The organism is Vogesella aquatica (assembly GCF_028548455.1).
GTDB lineage: Bacteria > Pseudomonadota > Gammaproteobacteria > Burkholderiales > Chromobacteriaceae > Vogesella > Vogesella aquatica.
The window spans coordinates 50,478-72,750 of record NZ_JAQQLF010000010.1 but is presented as its reverse complement, the minus strand read 5'-3'; the positions used below and the strand labels follow the sequence as shown (position 1 = coordinate 72,750).

23 protein-coding genes are annotated in these 22,273 nt (G+C 61.1%); 15 read left to right on the top strand and 8 right to left on the bottom strand.

Annotation, left to right across the window (positions count from 1 at the left end; translation table 11 throughout):
* Positions 1–140 precede the first annotated feature (140 nt).
* On the bottom strand, positions 141–2,108 hold the full coding sequence (locus PQU95_RS09475; RefSeq protein ID WP_272751759.1) for a monovalent cation:proton antiporter family protein: 1,968 nt from the start codon (positions 2,106–2,108) through the stop codon (positions 141–143).
* A 102-nt stretch (positions 2,109–2,210) separates the two neighbouring features.
* Between PQU95_RS09475 and PQU95_RS09470 the strand changes: the two genes are divergently transcribed.
* The 15 genes from PQU95_RS09470 to PQU95_RS09400 all read left to right on the top strand — a co-directional run bounded on the left by PQU95_RS09470 (position 2,211) and on the right by PQU95_RS09400 (position 13,733).
* Positions 2,211–3,185 carry a KpsF/GutQ family sugar-phosphate isomerase gene (locus tag PQU95_RS09470; RefSeq protein ID WP_373321393.1) on the top strand — a complete coding sequence of 325 codons (975 nt, stop codon included), beginning with the start codon at positions 2,211–2,213 and terminating at the stop codon, positions 3,183–3,185.
* A gap of 8 nt (positions 3,186–3,193) precedes the next feature.
* The gene (gene kdsC, locus PQU95_RS09465) at positions 3,194–3,718 is read left to right on the top strand and encodes a 3-deoxy-manno-octulosonate-8-phosphatase KdsC (protein ID WP_272751758.1); all 525 of its coding nucleotides are present in this window, start codon (positions 3,194–3,196) and stop codon (positions 3,716–3,718) included.
* Positions 3,715–4,278, top strand: coding sequence for an LPS export ABC transporter periplasmic protein LptC (gene lptC / locus PQU95_RS09460; RefSeq protein WP_272751757.1), 564 nt, complete (start codon positions 3,715–3,717; stop codon positions 4,276–4,278). Before kdsC ends, lptC begins: the two co-directional genes overlap by 4 nt.
* Positions 4,268–4,768, top strand: coding sequence for a lipopolysaccharide transport periplasmic protein LptA (lptA, locus tag PQU95_RS09455; RefSeq protein WP_272751756.1), 501 nt, complete (start codon positions 4,268–4,270; stop codon positions 4,766–4,768). Before lptC ends, lptA begins: the two co-directional genes overlap by 11 nt.
* The gene (gene lptB / locus PQU95_RS09450) at positions 4,765–5,493 is read left to right on the top strand and encodes an LPS export ABC transporter ATP-binding protein (RefSeq protein ID WP_227302682.1); all 729 of its coding nucleotides are present in this window, start codon (positions 4,765–4,767) and stop codon (positions 5,491–5,493) included. Before lptA ends, lptB begins: the two co-directional genes overlap by 4 nt.
* A 5-nt stretch (positions 5,494–5,498) precedes the next feature.
* Positions 5,499–6,902 carry an RNA polymerase factor sigma-54 gene (locus PQU95_RS09445; protein WP_272751755.1) on the top strand — a complete coding sequence of 468 codons (1,404 nt, stop codon included), beginning with the start codon at positions 5,499–5,501 and terminating at the stop codon, positions 6,900–6,902.
* Between the two features lie 60 nt (positions 6,903–6,962).
* Entirely contained in the window at positions 6,963–7,283 is a 321-nt protein-coding gene (gene hpf, locus PQU95_RS09440) for a ribosome hibernation-promoting factor, HPF/YfiA family (RefSeq protein ID WP_272751754.1), read from the top strand.
* A gap of 352 nt (positions 7,284–7,635) precedes the next feature.
* Complete coding sequence (ptsN, locus tag PQU95_RS09435; RefSeq protein ID WP_272751753.1) at positions 7,636–8,091, top strand: PTS IIA-like nitrogen regulatory protein PtsN; 456 nt, start codon at positions 7,636–7,638, stop codon at positions 8,089–8,091.
* Positions 8,084–9,040: an HPr(Ser) kinase/phosphatase gene (hprK, locus tag PQU95_RS09430; RefSeq protein WP_017510096.1), complete on the top strand. Its 957-nt coding sequence runs from the start codon at positions 8,084–8,086 to the stop codon at positions 9,038–9,040. The genes ptsN and hprK overlap by 8 nt, the downstream gene beginning before the upstream one ends.
* Positions 9,021–9,872 (top strand): RNase adapter RapZ, encoded by an 852-nt coding sequence (gene rapZ / locus PQU95_RS09425; protein WP_272751752.1) that lies wholly within the window; start codon positions 9,021–9,023, stop codon positions 9,870–9,872. Before hprK ends, rapZ begins: the two co-directional genes overlap by 20 nt.
* A gap of 2 nt (positions 9,873–9,874) precedes the next feature.
* Positions 9,875–10,246 carry a NusG domain II-containing protein gene (locus tag PQU95_RS09420; RefSeq protein ID WP_272751751.1) on the top strand — a complete coding sequence of 124 codons (372 nt, stop codon included), beginning with the start codon at positions 9,875–9,877 and terminating at the stop codon, positions 10,244–10,246.
* On the top strand, positions 10,227–10,778 hold the full coding sequence (locus PQU95_RS09415) for a Gx transporter family protein (RefSeq protein ID WP_272751750.1): 552 nt from the start codon (positions 10,227–10,229) through the stop codon (positions 10,776–10,778). Before PQU95_RS09420 ends, PQU95_RS09415 begins: the two co-directional genes overlap by 20 nt.
* Positions 10,748–11,362 (top strand): flavin prenyltransferase UbiX, encoded by a 615-nt coding sequence (locus PQU95_RS09410; RefSeq protein ID WP_272751749.1) that lies wholly within the window; start codon positions 10,748–10,750, stop codon positions 11,360–11,362. The genes PQU95_RS09415 and PQU95_RS09410 overlap by 31 nt, the downstream gene beginning before the upstream one ends.
* Positions 11,359–12,837, top strand: a complete 1,479-nt coding sequence (locus PQU95_RS09405; RefSeq protein WP_272751748.1) for an NAD(P)H-hydrate dehydratase — start codon at positions 11,359–11,361, stop codon at positions 12,835–12,837. Before PQU95_RS09410 ends, PQU95_RS09405 begins: the two co-directional genes overlap by 4 nt.
* On the top strand, positions 12,834–13,733 hold the full coding sequence (locus PQU95_RS09400; RefSeq protein ID WP_272751747.1) for a DMT family transporter: 900 nt from the start codon (positions 12,834–12,836) through the stop codon (positions 13,731–13,733). Before PQU95_RS09405 ends, PQU95_RS09400 begins: the two co-directional genes overlap by 4 nt.
* Positions 13,734–13,816: 83 nt before the next feature.
* On the opposite strand, the gene ispH is transcribed toward PQU95_RS09400, so the two are convergent.
* The 7 genes from ispH to PQU95_RS09365 all read right to left on the bottom strand — a co-directional run bounded on the left by ispH (position 13,817) and on the right by PQU95_RS09365 (position 22,242).
* Positions 13,817–14,761 (bottom strand): 4-hydroxy-3-methylbut-2-enyl diphosphate reductase, encoded by a 945-nt coding sequence (gene ispH, locus PQU95_RS09395; protein ID WP_272751746.1) that lies wholly within the window; start codon positions 14,759–14,761, stop codon positions 13,817–13,819.
* A gap of 81 nt (positions 14,762–14,842) precedes the next feature.
* The gene (lspA, locus tag PQU95_RS09390) at positions 14,843–15,349 is read right to left on the bottom strand and encodes a signal peptidase II (RefSeq protein WP_272751837.1); all 507 of its coding nucleotides are present in this window, start codon (positions 15,347–15,349) and stop codon (positions 14,843–14,845) included.
* A gap of 10 nt (positions 15,350–15,359) precedes the next feature.
* The gene (gene ileS, locus PQU95_RS09385; RefSeq protein WP_272751745.1) at positions 15,360–18,140 is read right to left on the bottom strand and encodes an isoleucine--tRNA ligase; all 2,781 of its coding nucleotides are present in this window, start codon (positions 18,138–18,140) and stop codon (positions 15,360–15,362) included.
* A complete protein-coding gene (locus tag PQU95_RS09380) occupies positions 18,137–19,072 on the bottom strand; it encodes a bifunctional riboflavin kinase/FAD synthetase (RefSeq protein WP_272751744.1) in 936 nt (311 codons plus the stop codon). The genes ileS and PQU95_RS09380 overlap by 4 nt, the downstream gene beginning before the upstream one ends.
* Before the next feature lie 120 nt (positions 19,073–19,192).
* Positions 19,193–19,867 (bottom strand): OmpA family protein, encoded by a 675-nt coding sequence (locus PQU95_RS09375; RefSeq protein ID WP_272751743.1) that lies wholly within the window; start codon positions 19,865–19,867, stop codon positions 19,193–19,195.
* Between the two features lie 232 nt (positions 19,868–20,099).
* Positions 20,100–20,603, bottom strand: coding sequence for a DUF934 domain-containing protein (locus PQU95_RS09370; protein ID WP_272751742.1), 504 nt, complete (start codon positions 20,601–20,603; stop codon positions 20,100–20,102).
* Positions 20,587–22,242 (bottom strand): nitrite/sulfite reductase, encoded by a 1,656-nt coding sequence (locus tag PQU95_RS09365; RefSeq protein WP_272751741.1) that lies wholly within the window; start codon positions 22,240–22,242, stop codon positions 20,587–20,589. The genes PQU95_RS09370 and PQU95_RS09365 overlap by 17 nt, the downstream gene beginning before the upstream one ends.
* Positions 22,243–22,273: the final 31 nt, after the last annotated feature.

Here is a 22,273-nt window from a genome sequence, read left to right as displayed (position 1 = left end):
CATAGCCTGGTAGCGCGCCCGGCTTTGCCAGGCACCCGGCAAGCACGAGCGCAATATTGCCAGCCAGCAAAAAGGTTGGCCGCACAGCACTGCGGCCAACCTTTTTCGTTTCAATACCCCCACACGGGTATGGCCGCCGCTCAGCCCTGCAGCAACAAGGTCTCCGCCAGCAGCAATTGCTCCGGCCGCGCCAGCAATACCAGCACATCGCCTTCGCACAGCTCGAAGTCCGGCGTCAGCTCGGTGTAGCGCGTATGGCCACGGCGCACGGCTTTGACTTCTACCTGGCGCTCGGGCAGCTTGATCGCCCCCAGCGGCGAGCCGATGGCGTGCGACCCGCTCACCAGCTGCACGCTATGCAGGCGTGACATCTGGCTATCGTCGATGCCGTCTATCTCGTCACTGGCGCCACGGAAGAAACCCTTGAACAGGTTGTAGCGCTCCTCACGCACGGAGCGGATACGCCGCAGCACACGCGCCAGCGGCACCCCCAGCACCACCAGCGCGTGCGAGGCCAGCATCAGGCTGCCTTCCATTACCTCGGACACCACCTCGTCGGCACCCGCCTGGCGCAGCTGCTCGATATCGGTATCGTCTATGGTGCGCACGATGACCGGCAGGTCGCTGCGCAGCTGGCGCACCACATCGATAATGCGTTCCGACGCATGGGTATCGGCAAAGGTAATCACCACCGCCTTGGCGCGCAGCGCGCCGGCAGCGGTGAGTACTTCGCGCTTGGCCGCATCGCCGAACACCACCGGGTCGCCGGCCTCGCCGGCCTCGCGCACACGCTCCGGGTCCAGATCCAGCGCAAAAAAGGAAATGTCTTCGCTTTCCAGCAGCCGCGCCAGGTACTGGCCGCTACGGCCGTAGCCGCAAATGATCACGTGTTCGTTCTTGCTCATGGTTTGCACCAGAATCTGGTGCAGGTCTACCGACATCAGCGCCCAATCCTGTTTGATCAGGCGCTTGCTGATGCGGTCGGCGTACTGGATCAGGAACGGCGCCACCAGCATGGACAGCAAAATGCCGGCGATGGCGGCTTGCTCGATAGCCGGCGCCAGCAGTTTGAGGCTGCCGGACAGCGACAGCAGCACAAAGCCGAACTCGCCACCCTGCGCCAGCGCCAGGCCGGCCTTGAGCGCATCGTTTGCGCGGTGCCCCATCGCCCGCGCCAGACCAAACACCACCAGGAGCTTGACCGGCAGCAGCAATAGCAGCATCAGCAAGACGGCACCGGACTGCTCGAACAGCACGCCTACATCCAGCCGCATGCCTACGGTAATAAAGAAAAAGCCCAGCAAAATGTCGCGGAACGGCTTGATGTCTTCTTCTACCTGGAAACGGTACTCGGTTTCCGAAATCAGCATACCCGCCACAAACGCGCCCAGCGCCAGCGACAAGCCCGCCTGCTGGGTAATGAAAGCCACGCCCAGGGTGATGAGCAGCACGTTAATCATGAACAGCTCGCTGGAACGCTGCCGCGCCACCAGGTGAAACCACGGCCGCATCAGGCGCTGGCCAAACACCAGCAGCAAGCTCAGCACCAGCAGCACCTTCACCGCCGCCATGCCCAGGTCGGCCGCCAGATGGTCCGAGTTGGCCGCAAAAGCCGGCAGCAGGATCAGCAAGGGCACCACGGCAATATCCTGGAACAGCAGCGTGCCCATGGCCAGCTGGCCATGCGGCTGCGCCAGCTCGAGGCGCTCGGCCAGCAGCTTGCTGACAATGGCGGTAGACGACATGGTCAGCGCGGCACCAATCGCAAAGCCGGCCAGCGTACTGCCGGTGAGCCAGCCGACCGCACCGGTTATCAGCAACAGGGTTACCACCACCTGCGCCAGCCCCACCCCGAACACCAGATGTTTCATGGCCTTGAGCTTGGCCAGCGAGAACTCCAGGCCAATGGAGAACATCATGAAGACGATGCCGATTTCACCCAGAAACTCGGTTTCCGGGCCTTCCGGTATCAGGTGCATGACGCCGGGGCCGGCCAGAAAGCCCACCACCAGATAGCCCAGCATGGGCGGTACGCGCAAGCTACGGCAGGCGGTAACCGCCAGAACGGCTACCAGCAACACCACTACTATGGGAAACAGGGAATGCATCGTGGGGGAGTGCTCCTCGCGACAAAAAACAGGCCAAGCAAAACTTGCACCCGCCAGGTAAGGTCGAACGATTATAAGCTGATATAATTGGTGACTATGGATATTGAGCAAAAACATCAGCAGCTGGCGCTGGCGCGCGAGGTGCTACAAATTGAAGCGGACGCCATCGTCAGCATGGCACAGCGCCTGGGCGATGCTTTTCTGGCAGCCATCGACCTGGTACTGGCCTGCCCTGGCCGCGTCATTGTGACCGGCATAGGCAAATCGGGCCACGTTGGCCGCAAGATTGCCGCCACACTGGCCAGCACCGGTACGCCGTCGTTCTTTATGCACCCTGCCGAAGCCGCCCACGGCGATTTGGGCATGGTGACCACGCGCGATGTCATCCTGGCGCTGTCCAACTCGGGCGAAAGCGACGAAATCATCGCGCTGCTGCCGGCGCTCAAGCGCAAGGGCATTGCCATCATCGCCATGACCGGCCGCCCGCAATCCACCCTGGCGCAAGAAGCCAATGTGCATCTGGACGTGGCGGTAGACAAAGAGGCCTGCACCCTGGGCCTGGCACCCACCACCAGCACCACCGCCGCACTGGCCATGGGCGATGCCCTGGCGGTAACCCTGCTGGACGCGCGCGATTTCAAACCGGAAGACTTTGCCCTGTCCCACCCCGGTGGCAGCCTGGGTCGCCGCCTGCTGGTACACATCAGCGACGTGATGCACAGTGGCGATGCCCTGCCGGTGGTACGCAGCGGCGCGTCGCTGAAAGACGCCCTGCTGGAAATGACCCGCAAAGGTCTGGGCATGACCGCCGTGCAGGATGCCGATGGTCGCCTGGCGGGCATCTTTACCGATGGCGACTTGCGGCGTACGCTGGACCATTCGCTGGACCTGGCCGGCCTCACCATCGATGACGTCATGGGCCGACAGCCCCGCACGATTGCGGCCAACCTGCTGGCCGCCGAAGCGGCCAAAGAAATGGAGCTGCGCAAGATCAACGGCCTGCTGGTGGTAGACAGCAACGGCACACTGATTGGCGCGCTCAATATGCACGACCTGCTCAAGGCAGGCGTGGTGTAAGGATTACCATGCAAAAAATGACTGACCTGGCCAAGCGCACCCGGCTACTGATCCTGGACGTAGACGGTGTGCTCACCGATGGCCGCATTTTCATTACCGCCAGTGGCGAAGAGTTCAAAGCCTTCAATACGCTGGATGGCCACGGCCTGAAAATGCTGCAGGCCACCGGTGTACAACTGGCCATCATCACCGGCCGCGCCGCCCCCAGCGTGGCACACCGCGTACGTGGTCTGGGCATCGACCACTACTACGAAGGCGTGCACGACAAACGCACTGCCTTTGCCGACCTGCTGGCCAAAACCGGCCTTGCTGCAGAAGACTGCGCCTATATTGGCGACGACGTCATCGACCTGCCGGTGATGAGCCGCGTCGGGCTGGCCGTCGCCGTACCGGACGCACCCAGCTTTGTACGCCAGCACGCCCACTTTGTCACAGGTAACCGCGGAGGACGCGGTGCCGTGCGCGAGCTGTGCGAGCTCATCATGCAAGCCCAGGGCAACTTTGACCGCGTCATGGCCAGCTACCTCGAATGAACCGCGCCGCCAAACTGTTCCCAATTGGGCTGATGCTGGCCCTGGGGCTGCTGTCATTCTGGCTGAATGTGCTCACACAGTGGCGCTCGCCCGAACAGCGCCAGCTCGACCCGTCGCAGCCGGAGTACACCATTGAGCAGCTCAAGATCACCCGGTTTGACGAGCAAGGCTTGCCCATGCAGCGCCTGAACGCCAGCAAAATGTGGAAACTGCCGCAAAGCGAGCAGGTACACATGCAGCAGCCCGACCTGAAACAGTTTCGCCAGGGGCTGCTGGATTACACCCTGCGCGCCGACCAAGGCCGATATGCCCGCAGTACCGGCCTGGGGCAATTCGATGGCCACGTAGACATGCTGCGCCAGCCTTACGGCGAACAGGCAGCCGTTCATTTGCAAACGCCCTCGCTACTGGTGAATAGCCAAAGCGGCATTCTTAGCAACCGGGCACCCGTGACCATCGATGATGGCCAGTCGCGCATCAGCGCCGTTGGCTTTTACTACAATCACCCGGCCGGGCAGCTGAGACTGCTGTCTCGAGTAAGGATTTCCTATGCGCCATAGCCTGATGCTGTTGCTGGTACTCGGCATTGTATGCAGCCCGGCATTCGCCGAAAAAGCTGACAGCAGCAAACCTATTGAAGTGAATGCCGACAGTGCATCGCTAGACCAAAAACAGGGTATCAATGTATTTGAGGGCAACGTCATCATCATCCAGGGTACGCTGAACCTGCGCGCACAAAAGACCGTCGCCACACAAGATGCCAGTGGCCGCCAGAAACTGCTGGCCACCGGTAGCCCGGTGTACTTTCGCCAGAAACTGGACGGCAAAAACGAATACGTAGACGGCCACGCCAGCAGCGTGGACTACGACTCGGCCAACAATACCGTCATTCTTACCGGCAAGGCACAGGTCAAGCGCGGCAAGGATGTCGTGAATGGCGAGCAGATCAGCTACAACACGGTGACCGAGATTTACCAGGTAAAAGGCCAGAGCGCCAGCAATGGCAGTGGCCGTGTCACCATTATTCTTCAGCCGCAGGAAAAACCATGAGCCAAAGCCGGCTGAGCATCCAGCACCTGAAAAAGACCTTCAAGAAGCGCACGGTGGTGCGGGATGTATCAATGGACATCGCCAGCGGTGAAGTCATTGGCCTGCTGGGCCCCAACGGCGCGGGCAAAACCACCAGTTTCTACATGGTGGTGGGCCTGATTGCAGCCGAAGCCGGCCAGATCCTGCTGGATGGTGAAACCATCACCCACTTGCCCATCCACAAACGGGCACGCCTGGGCCTGGGTTACCTGCCGCAAGAAGCATCGATCTTCCGCAAGATGACCGTAGAGGAAAACATCCAGGCCGTACTCGAAGTAGCCGGCTTGTCGGGGGAAGCGCTGGATAATGAACTGCAGCTACTACTGGACGACCTGAACATCGGCCACCTGCGCGAAACCAATGCCATGGCCCTGTCGGGCGGCGAGCGCCGCCGCGTGGAAATCGCCCGTGTGCTGGCCACCAAGCCACGTTTCATCCTGCTGGACGAGCCGTTTGCCGGTGTTGACCCCATCGCGGTGATTGATATCCAGAAAATTATCTCCTTCCTGAAAGAGCGCGGCATCGGCGTGCTGATTACCGACCACAACGTGCGGGAAACCCTGCGCATCTGCGACCGCGCCTATATTATTTCTGAAGGCCGCGTACTGGCATCAGGCCTGCCGGATGAACTGGTTAACAACGAACAGGTTCGCCAGGTGTACCTGGGCGAGCATTTCCACCTGTAAGCGAAATGAAACAAACCCTCCAGCTCAAAGTCAGCCAGCAACTTACCCTGACACCACAACTGCAGCAGTCCATCAAACTGCTGCAAATGTCCACGCTAGACCTGTCCAGCGAACTGGAGCGCTACCTGCTGGAAAACCCGTTACTGGAACGCAGCGACGGCAGCGATAGCCCTGCACCTGAAGGCGATGCCCCGGCAACCCAGGAAAGCAGCAACGACACAGCAGAAGACCGCCAGCAAGACAGCATGGAGCTCACCGACTGGGGCAGTGGCAGCGGTAGCGGGAACCGTGATGGGGACGACGAATTTGACCCCATCCTCAACGCCCCCTGCCGCCCCACCCTGCGCGAGCACCTGACAGCTCAGATGCGGGAAACCCAGCTGGGGCGGCGCGATAGCGCCCTGCTGGCACTGCTGATTGACGAGCTGGACGACGACGGCTACCTGCAAACCCCGCTGGAAGAGGTCGCAGCAGAACTACCACTGGAGCTGGATGTCGAAGCGGAAGAACTGGAAACCCTGCGCAAGCTCATGATGCAGTTTGAGCCCATGGGCATAGGCAGCCGCGACCTGGGGGAATTCCTGGCGCTACAGCTAGGCAACCTGCCGCCGCAAACACCATCGCTGCCCCTGGCACGCCAGCTGGCCGGCGAGCACCTTGCCTTGCTGGGGAGCCGAGACTATACCCGTCTGAAGAAAATCCTGGGGGTAGGCGAGGCCGAGTTACGCGCGGCGCATAGTCTTATCGCCACGCTAAGACCCCGGCCCACCAGTGGTTTCGACCAGGGTGAGACACATTATGTGGCGCCGGATATCCATGTCGTGCGTCGTGGCGGCCGCTGGGTTGCCCAGCTGAACCGGGGCTCTCTGCCAAAACTTCAAGTAAATCAGCTGTATGCAAACATGCTGCAGCAGCGCGACAGTAGCCATAACCTTTCGGGCCAGTTACAAGAGGCCAGATGGCTGGTAAAAAACATTCAGCAACGGTTTGACACCATCCTGAAAGTGTCGGAATCTATAGTCGAAAGGCAGCAAGCGTTCTTTGAACACGGTGAAGTGGCCATGCGCCCGTTGATACTGCGAGACATCGCAGACGAGCTGGGATTGCATGAATCCACCATTTCCAGGGTAACCACCCAGAAGTACCTGCTGTGCAGCCGCGGGCTGTTCGAGCTGAAATACTTTTTCGGTAATGCCCTGGAAACGGATAGTGGCGGTGAATGCTCTGCCACCGCCATCAAGGCGCTGATACGCCAGATCATCGACAGCGAGGACGGCAAGAAACCGCTGTCCGACAGCGCCATCGCCGACAAGCTCACGGCACAAGGTATTCAGGTTGCCAGACGTACGGTTGCCAAGTATCGTGAAGCTATGCAGATTCCGCCAGTTAGCCTTCGCAAGGCCTTATAGAAGTGCCAAAAACACCGGTGCGGCCAGCCCGACCGCACTGTTAACAGAAGGAGTCAGGGTATGAACCTCAAAATTACCGGTCTACACCTCGAAGTTACCCCATCGATTCGCGAATACATCGAGAGCAAACTCGAACGCATCACCCGCCACGTAGATAATGTCATTGGCGTTAACGTGACGCTGTCGGTTGATAAACTGGTACAGAAAGCGGAGGTCAATGTTCATCTGGCAGGCAAGGACATTCATGTCGAATCGGAAGAAGCCGATATGTACGCCGCCATCGATACGCTGATGGATAAACTGGATCGTCAGGTATTGAAGTTCAAAGAAAAACAAGGTGAGCACCGGGCCAATGCCCAGCAGGTCGATGCCACGTTGTAACCCTTAGTGATGCATAAGACGGGAGCCGGCAGGCTCCCGTTTTTGCTTTCACGTCACATGACGGTCACTTTTTTATCTGTTATGCCGATTTCAGTGCTTCCCCGGGTGTCAAACAAGGCAAAATGCGCCTGCTCGGCGCTGGCTGCCGGGTGAGCAAACTAGGCGACGCCACAGGCCCGAAACCGCCGCAGCCCGCCGTAACTGGCAGAAGTAGCAGCCAGCCCGGCCACAAGCGCGCGCGCACATGCCACGTAGCGGCACTTATCCGACCCCGGCGGGTCTCATCCTGCCCTATTGCAAACAGCCGACTCGGCGTAGAATGGCCGACGGTTTTTTCCGGCAAATGTAAATCATGAGCTTGATTGGCAAGATTCTTCCGCAGCAGAACGTGCTGGCGGATGTAGACGTATCCAGCAAGAAACGCCTGTTCGAGCAGGTAGGCCTGATGGTTGAAAACAGCCATGGCATCGCCCGTAGCGACATTTTCGATAGCCTGTTTGCCCGCGAAAAGCTGGGCTCCACCGGGCTGGGCCAGGGTGTCGCCATACCGCACGGCCGGGTAAAAGGCCTGAAAGAAGCCACCGGCGTGTTTATCCGCCTGGCCAGCCCTATTCCATTCGACTCGCCTGACGGCAAGCCGGTCAACCTGCTGTTCGTGCTACTGGTACCCGAGCAGGCAACCGACCTGCACTTGCAGGTGCTGTCCGAGCTCGCCCAGCTGTTTTCCAGCCGTAGCCTGCGCGAGAAAATGGCCAGTTGCGACGCGCCAACCCTGCACGAGTTGCTCACCGGAACCCCCCATGCCTAATATCAGTGTGCGCCGCCTGTACCAGGACAATCAGCACAAACTGAGCCTGAGCTGGGTAGCCAGCCGCGCCGGCTCTGACAACCTGATTTCCAACGAAGAGCAGCGGCCAACCCAAGCCCTGGTCGGCCACCTGAACTTTATCCATCCCAACCGGGTACAGGTACTAGGCCTGGCCGAGGTGGAGTACCTGAACAAGCTGGAGCAAGCTGCGGCCCGTACCGCGCTGGACCAGCTGTTCCACAAGACCATGGCCGTGGTGATCGTCGCCAACGGCCAGCCGGTGCCCAAGCTACTGCACGACTACTGCCAGACGCACAATGTGCCGCTGATGAGCACGCCGCTGGAAAGCCCTTACCTGATGGACGTGCTGCGCATTTACCTGGCACGCGCACTGGCGGTATCCACGGTAATGCATGGCGTGTTTCTGGATGTGCTGGAAATCGGCGTGCTGATCATGGGCGACTCGGCCATGGGTAAAAGCGAGTTGGCACTGGAGCTGATCTCGCGTGGCCACGGCCTGGTTGCCGACGATGCAGTAGAGCTGTACCGCATTGGCCCGGAAACACTGGAAGGCCGCTGCCCGCCGCTGCTGCGCGATTTTCTGGAAGTACGCGGCCTGGGCATCCTGAATATCCGCACTATCTTTGGCGAAACCGCCGTGCGGCCCAAAAAAGTGCTGAAGCTGATCATCCACCTGATGAAAGCCAACGACCAGGCCATGCAGGCGCTGGACAGGCTGAATATCCAGTCCGAGACCCAGGACATCCTGGGGGTGACGGTACGCAAGGTTGTGCTGCCTGTCGCCGCCGGCCGCAACCTGGCCGTGCTGGTAGAGGCCGCCGTGCGCAATTACATTTTGCAGCTGCGCGGCATAGACAGCACACGCGAGTTCATCGACCGCCATACCAACCTGCTACGGGACCAGGAACATGCAGCTGATTCTGATTAGTGGCTTATCCGGCTCCGGCAAGTCTGTCGCGCTGCGCGTACTGGAAGACAGTGGCTACTACTGCGTGGACAACCTGCCGCCCAGCATGCTGGCCGATGCCATTGCGCTGTACCACGAGCACGGCCACAGCCAGATTGCCATCAGCGTAGACACGCGCTCGGCCCCGACGCTGGCCGCCCTGCCCAATGCCATCAAGGCGCTGCGTGCGCTGGATATCGACGTCCGCCTGCTCTACCTGGAAGCCAGTACCGACATCCTGGTCAAGCGCTTCTCCGAAACGCGGCGCCGCCACCCGCTGTCCAATGGCCACCTGACGGTAGAGGAATGTATCCGCCTGGAACGCGAAATGCTCGAACATGTGGGCGAGCTTGGCCACCGCATCGACACCAGCCACTTGTCGGCCAATGCACTGCGCGGTTATGTGAAGCTACTGGCCGGCGCCGATAGCAGCCGCATGACCGTGGTGTTCGAGTCGTTCGGCTTCAAGCACGGCATTCCGCTGGATGCCGACTTCGTGTTCGACGTGCGCTGCCTGCCCAACCCCTACTACGAAGAAGCCCTGCGGCCGCTTACCGGCCGCGACCAAGCCATCTGCGACTTCTTTGCCGGCGAGCCGGAAGTACAAGCAATGGAAGACGATATCCGCACCTTCCTGGCCACCTGGCTGCCACGCTTCAAACAGGACAACCGCAGCTATGTCACCATCGCCATCGGCTGCACCGGTGGCCAGCACCGCTCGGTCTACCTTACCGAGCGGCTAGCCGCCAGCCTTGCTGACGAGCAGGTACTGATCCGTCACCGCCAGCTAGGTGGCCGCAGCGGCGACCACTAGCCGTGCGTCTGGCCCTGCTCAAGGCCGGCGACCTGCTGATCGCCACCCTGTTGGCCGCAAGCTGCTTCGGCAGCTTTTATTTTCTGTGGTACCACAGCGGCCGCGCCAGCCATGTGCTGCTGTACCAGAATGGCCAGCTGGTACAACGTTGGCCGCTACGGCTGGATAGCCGCTTTACCTTGCACGGCCCGCTGGGGCTCACGGTTGTCGAAGTACGCCAGGGCCGCGCACGCATCGCCGCCGACCCCAGCCCGCGCCAGTATTGCGTACAGCAAGGCTGGCTGAACGGCCCGGGCAGCACCGCGCTCTGCCTGCCCAACCGCACGGCCATTACCCTGGAAGGCGATAGCGGTCATGACTCGCTGGCATACTGACACCACGCTACAACCCAGCAGCTACGACCGGCAACTGGCCAGGCTTGCCGCCATTGGCCTGGCCCTGTCGCTACTGGAGGCAGCCATCCCCTCGCCCTTGCCCGGCATCAAACCGGGGCTAGCCAATATCGTTACCCTGATTGCGCTATACCAGTTAGGCTGGCGCGCCGCCGTCTGGGTGAGCCTGCTGCGCATCGTGGCCGCCGGGCTCATGCTGGGTAGCCTGTTTACTCCCGGTTTTTGGCTAAGCCTGACAGGTGGCGCAAGCAGTGTGCTGATGCTGGGGCTGGCCTGCCATCTGCCGGCACGCTATTTCAGTGCACTGAGCCACAGCATGCTGGCCGGCATGGCCCATCTTGCAGGACAATTGCTGCTGGCGCGGCTATGGCTCATCCCCCACGATGGTGTCTGGCAGCTGCTACCCCCTTTAATGCTCAGTAGCCTGCTGGCCAGTGTGGCCACCGGCCTGCTGACCCTGAAACTGCTGGAGCAACTCCCCCCATGCCAAGCCAAACCATTACCGTCGCCCTGACCGGCGCCTCCGGCCTGCCCTACGGCCTGCGCCTGATAGAGTGCCTGCTCGCCGCCGGGGTGCGCGTATGGGTGCTGTATTCCCAGGCGGCCCAGGTGGTGGCACAGCAGGAAATGAACCTGGCCCTGCCATCGCGCCCGGCCGCCTTCCAGAGCTGGCTGGAGGAGCAATACCAGCCAGCCGAAGGCCTGCTGCGCGTCTACGGCCGTGAAGAATGGTTTGCGCCACCCGCGTCGGGCTCCAACCCGGCTGATGCCATGGTGGTGTGCCCCTGCTCGATGGGCACGCTGGCCGCCATTGCCGCCGGCAGCAGCGACAACCTGATCGAGCGTGCCGCCGACGTCAGCATCAAGGAACAGCGCAAGCTGGTGCTGGTACCACGCGAGGCGCCACTGTCGGCTATTCACCTGGAAAACATGCTGAAGCTGGCACGGCTGGGCGTGTGCATCCTGCCGCCCAGCCCCGGCTTTTATACCCACCCGCAAAGCGTGCAGGACATGGTGGACTTTGTCGTGGCACGCATCATGGACCAAGTCGGCGTAGCGCATAGCCTGCTGCCACGCTGGGGAGAAGACCGCGCATGATCACACCAGAACACGGCTTGCTGGCATTGCCGGCACTACGGCAGCTGGAACAGAACGCCGAGGCGGCGGGCCTGCAGCTAATGCAACATGCCGCGCAAGCCATTGCCGGATGGTGCCAGGCGCATATCCCGCACGGTGCTGCCATTCTGGTGGCGGCAGGCCCCGGCAATAACGGTGGCGACGCCATCCTGGCGGCCTGCTTGCTGAAACAAGCCGGCTACGCAGTAGAAGTCCTGCTGCCTGAGCCTCGGGTAAATGCTGCCGTCGCTGCGGCATTGCAACACTGGCAGGCACTGGGCGGCAGCGTGCGGCCAACCCTGGGCGACACCCCACCGGCCTGGCTGCTGGACGGCCTGTTTGGCGTCGGGCTGAGCCGGCCGCTGGGCGGTGCCTGGCTGCACCTGATTCGCCGCCTTAACAGCCTGCCCTGCCCCAAGCTGGCGATCGACATCCCCAGTGGCCTGGACGCCTGGACAGGCCAGCCTCGCGGCATCGCGCTACGCGCCAGCCATACCCTGAGCCTGCTCTGCCCCAAACCCGGCCTGTATACCGCCCAGGGGCGCGACTATTGCGGCCACACCAGTATTGCCCTGCTGGATTGCCCGCCTACCCACTACCCGCAAGCCAGCGGCAGCATTGCCGTGCCCCAGGCACTGGCGCTGAAGCGCCGCCACAGCAGCCACAAAGGCAGCTACGGCAGCGTCAGCGTGATTGGCGGCGCACGCGGCATGAGCGGTGCCGCCATTCTGGCTGGCCGTGCTGCTTTGGCCCTGGGTGCCGGCAAAGTATTTGTGCATACGCAAGATGCACTGCTACTAGACCCGGCCACCCCCGAACTAATGCTGCGCTCCTGGCAAGACGGCATGAATGTACCTGCGGCCAACGTGATGCTGATCGGCCCCGGCCTGGGCCTGAGCGACCAAGCCCACCAGGCGCTGGACGCGTTGCTGCTGCACGACAACACCCTGGTACTGGACGCCGATGCGCTGAACCTGCTGGCGGCCGACAGCCAGCTGCAGGCCCGCCTGCGCCAGCGCAGCTATCCTACGCTGCTCACGCCGCACCCCAGCGAAGCTGCCCGCCTGCTGGACTGCAGCACCGAACAGATCCAGGCCGACCGCATTGCCGCAGCCCGGCAGCTGGCACAGCAGTTTGCCTGCACCGTATTGCTAAAAGGTAGCGGCACATTGCTGGCCAGCAGCGGCCAACCCTACCGCCTGCTGGTACACGGCAGCCCCGCCCTGGCCGTGGCCGGCCAGGGCGACCTGCTGGGCGGCGCCATTTGCGCCCTGCTGGCGCAAGGCATGCCGCTACTGGATGGAGCCCACCTGGCGGCAGACCTGCACGCCTGCGCCGGTGAACACTACGAAACAGCACAAGGTGGCCCTATCGGCCTGAGTGCCAGCACCACCTTGCAGTTGATGAGCCACGACCTGAACCAGCGCCTGAAACAGGCAGGAGCCCCCGCATTTTGACTTCGCAACACAAAGCTTACGTTTTTGGTTTATCCGCCGTACTGGCCTGGTCTACCGTGGCCAGCGCCTTCAAACTCAGCCTGGCGCACCTCAGCCCGGCGCAGCTGGTGCTGTACGCCAGCGTGTTTTCGCTGCTGTCGCTGCTGGCCATACTGGGCTGGCAGGGCCGGCTGGCCACCCTTCCCGCGGCGCTGCGCCAGCACTGGCGCCGCAGCGCCATCCTGGGTGCGGTGAACCCTTTCGCCTACTACCTGATCCTGTTCCAGGCTTACGACCTGCTACCGGCACAAGAAGCCCAGGCCATCAACTACACCTGGGCGCTGACCATGACGCTATTGGCCGTACCGGTGCTGGGGCAAAGGCTCAAGCTGCAGGACAGCCTGGCTGCCCTGGTGTGCTATAGCGGCGTATTGACCATCGCCACGCGCGGTGCGCCGCTGGCGCTGAATTTCAGCAACCTGTCCGGCGTCGGCTTTGCCTTGCTGTCCACCCTGCTGTGGGCAGGCTACTGGCTATTCAACGCCAAAGACGAGCGCGAGCCGGTGATGGGCCTCACGCTGAACTTTCTGCTCTCGCTACCGCTCACCCTGCTGTGGTGCGCCGCCACCGGCGAGCTGACCCCGGTAGCGTGGCAAGGCATCGCGGGTGCCGCCTATGTTGGCGCGCTGGAAATGGGCTTTACCTTTGTGCTGTGGCTCTCGGCCATGAAGCTCACCAGCAGTACCGCGCGCATTGCCAACCTGATCTTCCTGTCGCCCATGCTATCGCTGGTATTGATCAGCGCCCTGCTGGGCGAGGCCATCCTGCCCAGCACCCTTACCGGCCTGGCGCTGATTCTGGGCGGGCTGCTACTGCAAAAACTGCCCATCCCCGGCCTGCGCACGGCGCGCGCCTGAGCCCTAGCCTGCGCCACGGCAGCATAAGAAAAGCGGCCAACCTTTAACGGGTTGGCCGCTTTTTTTACAGCGCTTGCGGGTAATCAGACCGCCGGCTTGGCGTCGCGCAGGCCAGGCGGCAGTGCGAAGGTGATGTGCTCTTCCACGCCATCCAGCTCGCTCACCGTTTCGGCACCAAAGGCCTTGATCTGCTCGATGACCGCCTGCACCAGCACTTCCGGCGCGCTGGCGCCGGCGGTGACACCGACACGCTGCTTGCCGTCAAACCATGCCGCTTGCAGCAGGCTGGCATTGTCTACCATATAGGCATCCACGCCCTTCAACGCCGCCACTTCGCGCAGGCGGTTGGAGTTGGAGCTATTGGGCGAGCCTACCACCACCACGATATCGCACTCGTCTGCCAGCACCTTTACCGCATCCTGGCGGTTTTGCGTGGCGTAGCAGATGTCGTCTTTCTTCGGGCTGTGGATAGCCGGGAAGCGGGCTTTCAAGGCGGTGATGATATCGCGCGTTTCGTCCACCGACAGCGTGGTCTGGCTCACGTAAGACAACGCCGCCGGGTTGGCTACCTGCAGCGTGGCCACATCGTCTACCGACTCCACCAGATACATGCGGCTATCCACCTGCCCCATGGTGCCTTCTACCTCGGGGTGGCCTTTATGGCCGATCATGATGATTTCCATATCGGCTTGGTGCATGCGCTTTACCTCGACATGCACCTTGGTCACCAGCGGGCAGGTAGCGTCGTACACGGTCAGCCCTAGCGCCTCGGCTTCCTGGCGTACCGACAGCGGCACACCGTGGGCCGAGTAGATCAGCGTGCTGCCCGCCGGCACGTCTTTCAACTCTTCGATGAAGATCGCCCCTTTGGCACGCAGGTTGTCCACAACAAAACGGTTATGCACCACTTCGTGCCGCACATAAATCGGCGCACCGTATTTTTCCAGCGCGCGCTCGACGATGGCGATGGCGCGGTCCACCCCGGCACAGAAGCCGCGCGGGTTGGCCAGCATGATGGTCTTCGTCATCGGAAATCCTTTGCATGAATGAGGCCGCACGCTGGCGGCCTGTGTACCACAGGGTTGGCCGCACGCGGCCAACCTGCCCGTTTAACTGCGCGGCTGGCGGAAGCTGTCCAGCACCATCAGCGCGGCACCCACGCAGATAAAGCTGTCGGCGATATTGAACGCCGGGTAGTACCAGCTTTGCTGCCAGTGCAGCTGGATGAAATCGATGACGTGGCCGTGAATCAGCCGGTCGATCACATTGCCCAGCGCACCACCCATGATGAAGGCAGCGGCCAGATTCATCAGGCAGCTGAACTGGCGCTGCACGATCTGCCAACCTAGCCAGCCGGATACGGCAAACGCCAGGCCGCTAAAGAAGAACTTCTGCCAACCGCCGGCATCCGCCAGAAAACTGAACGCGGCGCCAGGGTTATACAGCAGGGTGAAGTTCAACAGCGACGGAATCACCTCGCGCTGCTCGCCGTACTGGTAGCTGCCGTTAAAGTAGATCTTGCTCAGCTGGTCCAGCACGATGATGGCGACCGCCAGCACGAACCACTTGGCCACGCTGGCTGGCTGTTCAGCTACCGGGGCTGCCGCCCCGGCCATCTTGCCTTGCTCAAGCATGCAGACGTGCCTCGCCCGCGCCGTCGATATTGTCTACGCAGCGGCCGCACACATGGCCGTGGCCAGCGTGGGTGCCCACGTCGGCACGGTAGTGCCAGCAACGATCGCACTTCTCGTGGCTGGACGGGGTCACGCTGATGCTGGTCTCGGCCGCTTCGGTCAGGCTTACCTGCGACACCATCAGCACAAACTTGAGCTCATCACCCAGGCTGGCCAGGTGCTGGTACAGCTCGCCACCGGCGGTCACCGCCAGCTCGGCCTGCAGGGAAGAGCCCAGTTGGTCGGCGCTACGCAGTGCTTCGATTTCCTTGTTCACCTGGGCACGGAAGGCACGGATGGCTTGCCATTTGGCCACCAGTGCTTCTTCGGCGCCCACGGTCGGGTTCGGGAACTCGTGCCATACGTGGAACAGCGGGGTTTCCTCATCGCTACCCAGCAGCACTTCCCACGCCTCGTCGGCGGTAAAGCACAGGATAGGCGACAGCAACAGCAGCAGGCTGCGCGTGATGTGGTACAGCGCGGTCTGGGCGCTACGACGGGCGGCACTGTCGGCCGCGGTGGTGTACAGGCGGTCTTTCAGGATATCCAGATAGAACGCACCCAGGTCTTCCGAGCAGTAGTTCACGATGTCTTGCACCGAGTGGTGGAAGGCATAACGCGGGTACAATTCGCCGGTGATTTTTTCCTGCATTTCCTTGGCCATCATCAGCGCGTAGCGATCGATCTCGCTCAGGCGCTCGTACGGCACGGCGTGTTCCATCGGGTTAAAGTCCGACAGGTTGGCCAGCAGGAAACGCAGGGTGTTACGCAGGCGGCGGTAGCTTTCGGTAACACGCTTCAGAATCTCGTCCGAGATCGCCAGCTCGCCGGAGTAATCGGTAGACGCTACCCAAAGACGCAGAATGTCGGCGCCCAGGCTGTCGTTCACCTTTTGCGGTGCCACCACGTTGCCTTTGGACTTGGACATCTTCAAGCCCTTGCCGTCCACCACGAAACCGTGGGTCAGCAGCTGCTGGTAAGGCGCGCGGCCGATGGTGGCGCAGCCGGTGAGCAGCGAGGACTGGAACCAGCCGCGGTGCTGGTCGGAGCCTTCCAGGTACAGGTCGGCCGGCCACGCCAGCTCGGCGCGCTGCTTGAGCACGGCAAAGTGGGTGGAGCCGGAATCGAACCACACGTCCAGCGTGTCGGTAAGTTTGCGGTAGTTGGCCGCATCGTCACCCAGCAGCTCGGCGGCGTCCAGGCTGAACCAGGCTTCGATGCCCTGCTTCTCGATACGCAGCGCGACCTGCTCCAGCAACTCGGCCGAACGCGGGTGCAGCTCGCCGCTTTCCTTGTGGATAAAGAAAGTCATCGGCACGCCCCAGTTACGCTGGCGTGATACGCACCAGTCCGGGCGGTTGCCGATCATGGCTTCCAGGCGGGCACGGCCCCAGGCAGGGAAGAACTCGGTACTGTCCACTGCCTGCTTGGCGCGCTGGCGCAGTACCTGGCCGTCGTGACCGGTTTTATCCATACCGATGAACCACTGCGGCGTAGCGCGGAAGATGATCGGGGTTTTGTGGCGCCAGCAGTGCGGGTAGCTGTGGAACAGCTTGTCCTGATGCACCAGCGCGGCGCGCTCTTGTAATACTTCGATCACTTTGGGGTTGGCTTCCCACACCGACAGGCCGGCAAACAGCTCGGTGGTGGACTTGTAACGGCCGTTGTCGGCTACCGGGTTGTCCACGGGGATACCGTAAGCCTGACCCACCTGGAAGTCTTCCAGGCCGTGCGCCGGTGCGGTATGCACCAGGCCGGTACCGGCATCGGTAGTCACGTGGTCACCGCAGATCACCGGCACTTCACGGGCGTAGAACGGGTGCGCCAGGCGCAGCAGTTCCAGCTTGTCGCCGGTGGTTTCGCCCAGCACGGTGTAGCCTTCCACGCCGTAGCGCTTCATGGTGGCTTCCACCAGGTCTTTGGCCAGAACCAGCTTGCCCTTGGCGCACTCCACCAACTGGTAAACCAGCTTGGCGCTGACCGATACCGCCTGGTTGGCCGGCAGAGTCCACGGCGTGGTGGTCCAGATCACCGCCATGGCACCGTCTACGTTGGCCGCGGCAAAGGCTGCGGCCAGCTTGTCGGTATCTACCACGCGGAAGCCGACGTCGATGGCAGGCGAGGTTTTGTCTTCGTACTCCACTTCGGCTTCGGCCAGCGCAGAGCCGCACTCGATACACCAGTGCACCGGCTTTTCACCCTTCATCAGGTAGCCGTTTTCAAAAATCTTGCCCAGGGTGCGCACGATGTCCGCTTCGGTCTTGAAGTCCATCGTCAGGTACGGGTTGTCCCAGTCGCCCAGCACGCCCAGACGGATAAAGTCTTTTTTCTGGCGCGCGATCTGCTCGTGCGCGTATTCGCGGCACAGCTCGCGGAACTTGGCCGCAGGGATATCCTTGCCGTGCAGTTTTTCCACCATCAGCTCGATAGGCAGGCCGTGGCAATCCCAGCCGGGCACGTAAGGCGCGTCAAAACCGGACAGCGTCTTGGAGCGAACGATGATGTCCTTCAGGATCTTGTTGACCGCATGGCCGATGTGGATGTCGCCGTTGGCGTACGGCGGGCCATCGTGCAGGATGAACTTGGGCCGGCCGGTAGCCATTTTGCGCAGTTTCTGGTAACGCTGCTGCTCGGTCCAGCGCTTCAGCCAGGCGGGTTCACGTTTGGCCAGATCACCGCGCATAGGGAACGGTGTATCCAGCAGGTTGACGGTTTTACGGTAGTCGATGCTCATGCCTGATCTCGTTGCAAACTGGTCAAATAGGTTCTGGCGCTGGCGGCATCGCGTTCGATTTGTGCCACCAGCTCGTTAAAATCATCGTAGCGCGCTTCGTCGCGCAGTTTTTTCAGGAAATGCACCGAAATTCTCTGGCCATACAAGTCGCCATGAAAATCAAACAGATGCACCTCCAGCTTGTAGTTCTGGGTAGTGGTCACCGTGGGATTTTTACCCAGGCTGGCCACGCCGCCCAGACGGCCATACGGCGTATCCACTTGCACCACAAAGATGCCTTCCAGCGCGGGCTTACGGTGCGGCAGGTGTACATTGGCCGTCGGGAAGCCGATGGTACGGCCCAGCTTTTGCCCATGCATGACTTTGCCGCTGATCTGATACGGGCGCCCCAATAGCCGGCCGGCACTATCCAGATCACCTGCGGCCAACCTGTCGCGCACCAGCGTACTGGAAGCACGCTCACCTGCTACCAATACCGAAGGCATGGCCTCGGTGACAAAACCTGGGTGCTGCTGCAGCAGGGCAAAATCACCTTTGCGATCAGCACCAAACTGGAAATCATCACCGATCAACAAATAACGGGTCTGCAGCTCGTCCAGCAAAACCTGCTGGACAAACTGCCCGGCAGGCATGCGCGAGAACGCATGGTTGAAGCGGTAGATGAATACATAGTCAAGCTGCGCCTGCTGTGCCAGGAACTGCAGCTTGTCGCGCAGCACCGCCAGACGTGCCGGTGGTTGCTGGCGTGCAAAAAATTCGCGCGGATGCGGCTCGAATGTCAGCAAGGCCGCAGGCAGGCCACGCGCTGCAGCCTCCTCGCGCAAACGGGCCAGCATACGCTGATGCCCCAGATGGACACCGTCAAAATTGCCGATAGTCAGGGCACAAGGGGGTAACGCAAAACGGCGGGGGTTCCCCAAAAACGCACGCATGGGCGGCTCGATAACAGATCAAAACATCCGATTTTAACCAGCCAACCCCAACATTGCCAGCCATAGCGGAAAACAAAAAAGCCCCGGGTTAGCCGGGGCTTTTGCAGCAAGATCAGCAGATTACTGCTGAACTTCCTTGGCGGTTTCTACAGTCACGTCAAAGCGACGGTCGCTAGCCAGGCAAGCGATCAGGTCTGCACGCTTCTTGAACTTCTTGGCAGTGCATTCTGCAGTCAGTTTGGCTTCGGACTCGCCTTTGCCCACTGCAGTTACTTTGTCGGCCGGAACGCCAGCAGCAACGAAGTAGTCTTTAACGGCGTTAGCACGCTTTTCGGACAGTGCCTGGTTGTATTTCTCGGAGCCCAGGTAGTCGGTGTGACCTTCAACTGCTACGGATTTCAGCAGTTTGTCGGCTTTCAGGCTGGAAACCAGTGTTTCCAGCTGCTGGTTGCCGGCAACGATCTGTGCGCTGTTGAAGCCGAACAGGCCTTCAGCGGACAGGCTAACGGTCTTGAAAACGGTTTGTACTTTAGGAGCGACGACAACCGGGGCCGGAGCTGGTTTTGCAGCAGGGGCCGGAGCCGGAGCCGCCTTGACTGCTTCACGATCGCCACACTCTACCAGACCATCACGAGCCTTGTCGTAAGTGGTCGGCAGGCGCCAGCATTCGCCGTAGGCGTTTTTCACTACTGGGGAGCCAGTCTGGTTGTTGGCGTAGCCTTCGTTAGCCGCAAAGGCATTGCCGGTCAGCAGCAGGGTAGCCAGCAGAGCGCTCAGCTTGATCGATTTTTTCATTTTACTTCCTCTTTGTTGAAACGCGTTCCGCCATTGTTTAAACAGGCCGTGACAACCTGATTAAGCGTGGCACCACAGAACGAATGTCGAAAAAACAGCACAATTGGTAAGTCATTTTCTATGACTATAGGTAAGCAGCTTAGACTATGTCAACGCCAAGCACTCAAAGTTCACACAAAAACACAACACCTTTCAGGCAAATCTTATCGAAACAAATCAACCGAAGTTGCACTCAAGCAACAATTAACGACACACGCCGCCTCAACAGTGGTACCGGTTGCAAAACCGTCGCCTGGTACTGCTCGCTGAAATCGTCCAGCCCGGCCAAGGCGTTTGCGGCGTCACGATCGGCACGAATTACAAACGCATCAAACCCCACTTGCGCCATATACGACAACTGGTCGCGCAGCACATCCCCGATGGCGCGCAACTCGCCCTGATAAGCATGGCGCTCACGCAACAAGCGCGCATGGCTGTAACCACGCCCATCAGAAAATGCCGGGAAGTCAATGGCAACCAGTGGCAGCCCAGCCAAATGCGGCTGCAGCTCTGCTACATCTTGCTCGGGTGCCAACCAGACGGCCAGCCGGCCTTCATGTGGCTTGTCTTTACACTCAAGATAGACAGCCAGCGGCAAGATGACATCTTCTTTTATCGAAAACTCTTCATCCGCACTACGCACCAGGCGCCAGCTGTCGCCATTCACCACCGCGCGATTTTTAATGAGATTTTGCATACACGCGCTCCTTGAACGGGTCCAGCCCGATACGGCGTACAGTCTCGATGAAGTGCTCGCCGTCCTGGCGCTGCTCTACATACAAGGTCATGATTTTTTCAAATGCCGCAGGCACGTCGGCTTGCGCGAAAGAAGGCCCGATCACTTTGCCGATGGCGGTGTAATTGCCCTGGCTACCGCCCAGCGTGATCTGGTACCACTCCTGGCCGTTTTTATCGACCCCCAGAATGCCGATATTACCGATGTGATGGTGTCCACAGGCATTCATGCAGCCGGAGAAGTTGCAGTCGATATCGCCCAGATCGAACAAATAGTCGAGGTCGTCGAACTTGCGCTGGATAGCCTCGGCGACCGGGATGGAGCGCGCATTGGCCAGATCGCAAAAATCGCCACCCGGGCAGCAGATGATGTCGGTCAGCAGGCCGATGTTTGGCGTGGCAAAGCCGTGCTCGCGCGCCAGCTGCCATACGGTATACAGCTCGCTTTCTTTCACATCCGGCAGAATCAGGTTCTGCTCGTGTGCGGAACGGATCTCGCCAAAACCGAAGCGGTCGGCCATGTCGGCCACCGCATCCATCTGGTCGGCGGTGATGTCACCTGGCGGTACGCCGGTTTTTTTCAGCGACAGCACTACCGAGCGGTAACCGGCGCGCTTGTGGGCGCGGGTGTTGCGCTCTACCCAGCGGGCAAAGGCCGGTTCGGCCAGCTTGTCGGTGAACCCGGCAGGGTTGGCCGCCAGCGTTTCGTACGCCGGGTCGGTAAAGAAGCTGGCGTAGTACGCCACGTCGGCATCGCTCAGCGTGGACGGGCCGTCTTTCAGATGCAGCCACTCGTCTTCTACCTTGGCGGCAAACGCCTCCACGGTCATGGCCTGCACCAGAATCTTGATGCGGGCCTTGTATTTGTTGTCGCGGCGACCGTAGCGGTTGTACACACGCAGTACGGCGTCCAGATAGGTAAGCAGATGCTGCGGCGGCAGGAACTCGCGCACCACCTTGCCCACAATCGGGGTACGACCCAGACCACCGCCTACCAGCACGCGGAAGCCGACTTCGCCGGCGTCGTTGCGCACCACGTGCAGGCCGATATCGTGTACCTGGGTGGCGGCACGGTCGTCGGTGCTACCGGACACGGCAATCTTGAACTTGCGCGGCAAATAGGCGAACTCGGGGTGCAGCGTGCTCCACTGGCGGATGATTTCGCAGTAGGCGCGGCCATCGATCAGCTCGTCGGCTGCCACACCGGCAAAGGCGTCGGTGGTGGTATTGCGCACGCAGTTGCCGGATGTCTGGATGGCGTGCATTTCCACATCGGCCAGCTCGGCCAGGATGTCCGGCACGCGCGCCAGTTCCGGCCAGTTGAACTGGATGTTCTGGCGTGTGGTGAAGTGGCCGTAGCCACGGTCGTAGGTACGCGCGATGTGCGCCAGCTTGCGCATTTGCAGGCTGGAGAAATGGCCGTAGGGAATGGCCACACGCAACATGGGCGCGTGGCGCTGGATATACAGGCCATTCATCAGGCGCAGCGGGCGGAATTCTTCTTCCGATAGCTCGCCGGCCAGATAGCGCTGGGTCTGGCTGCGGAACTGCTCTACCCGCTCGCGCACCAGACGGAAATCGACTTCATCGTACTTGTACATGCCGTGCTCTCTTGATCAAGGTTGGCCGCAT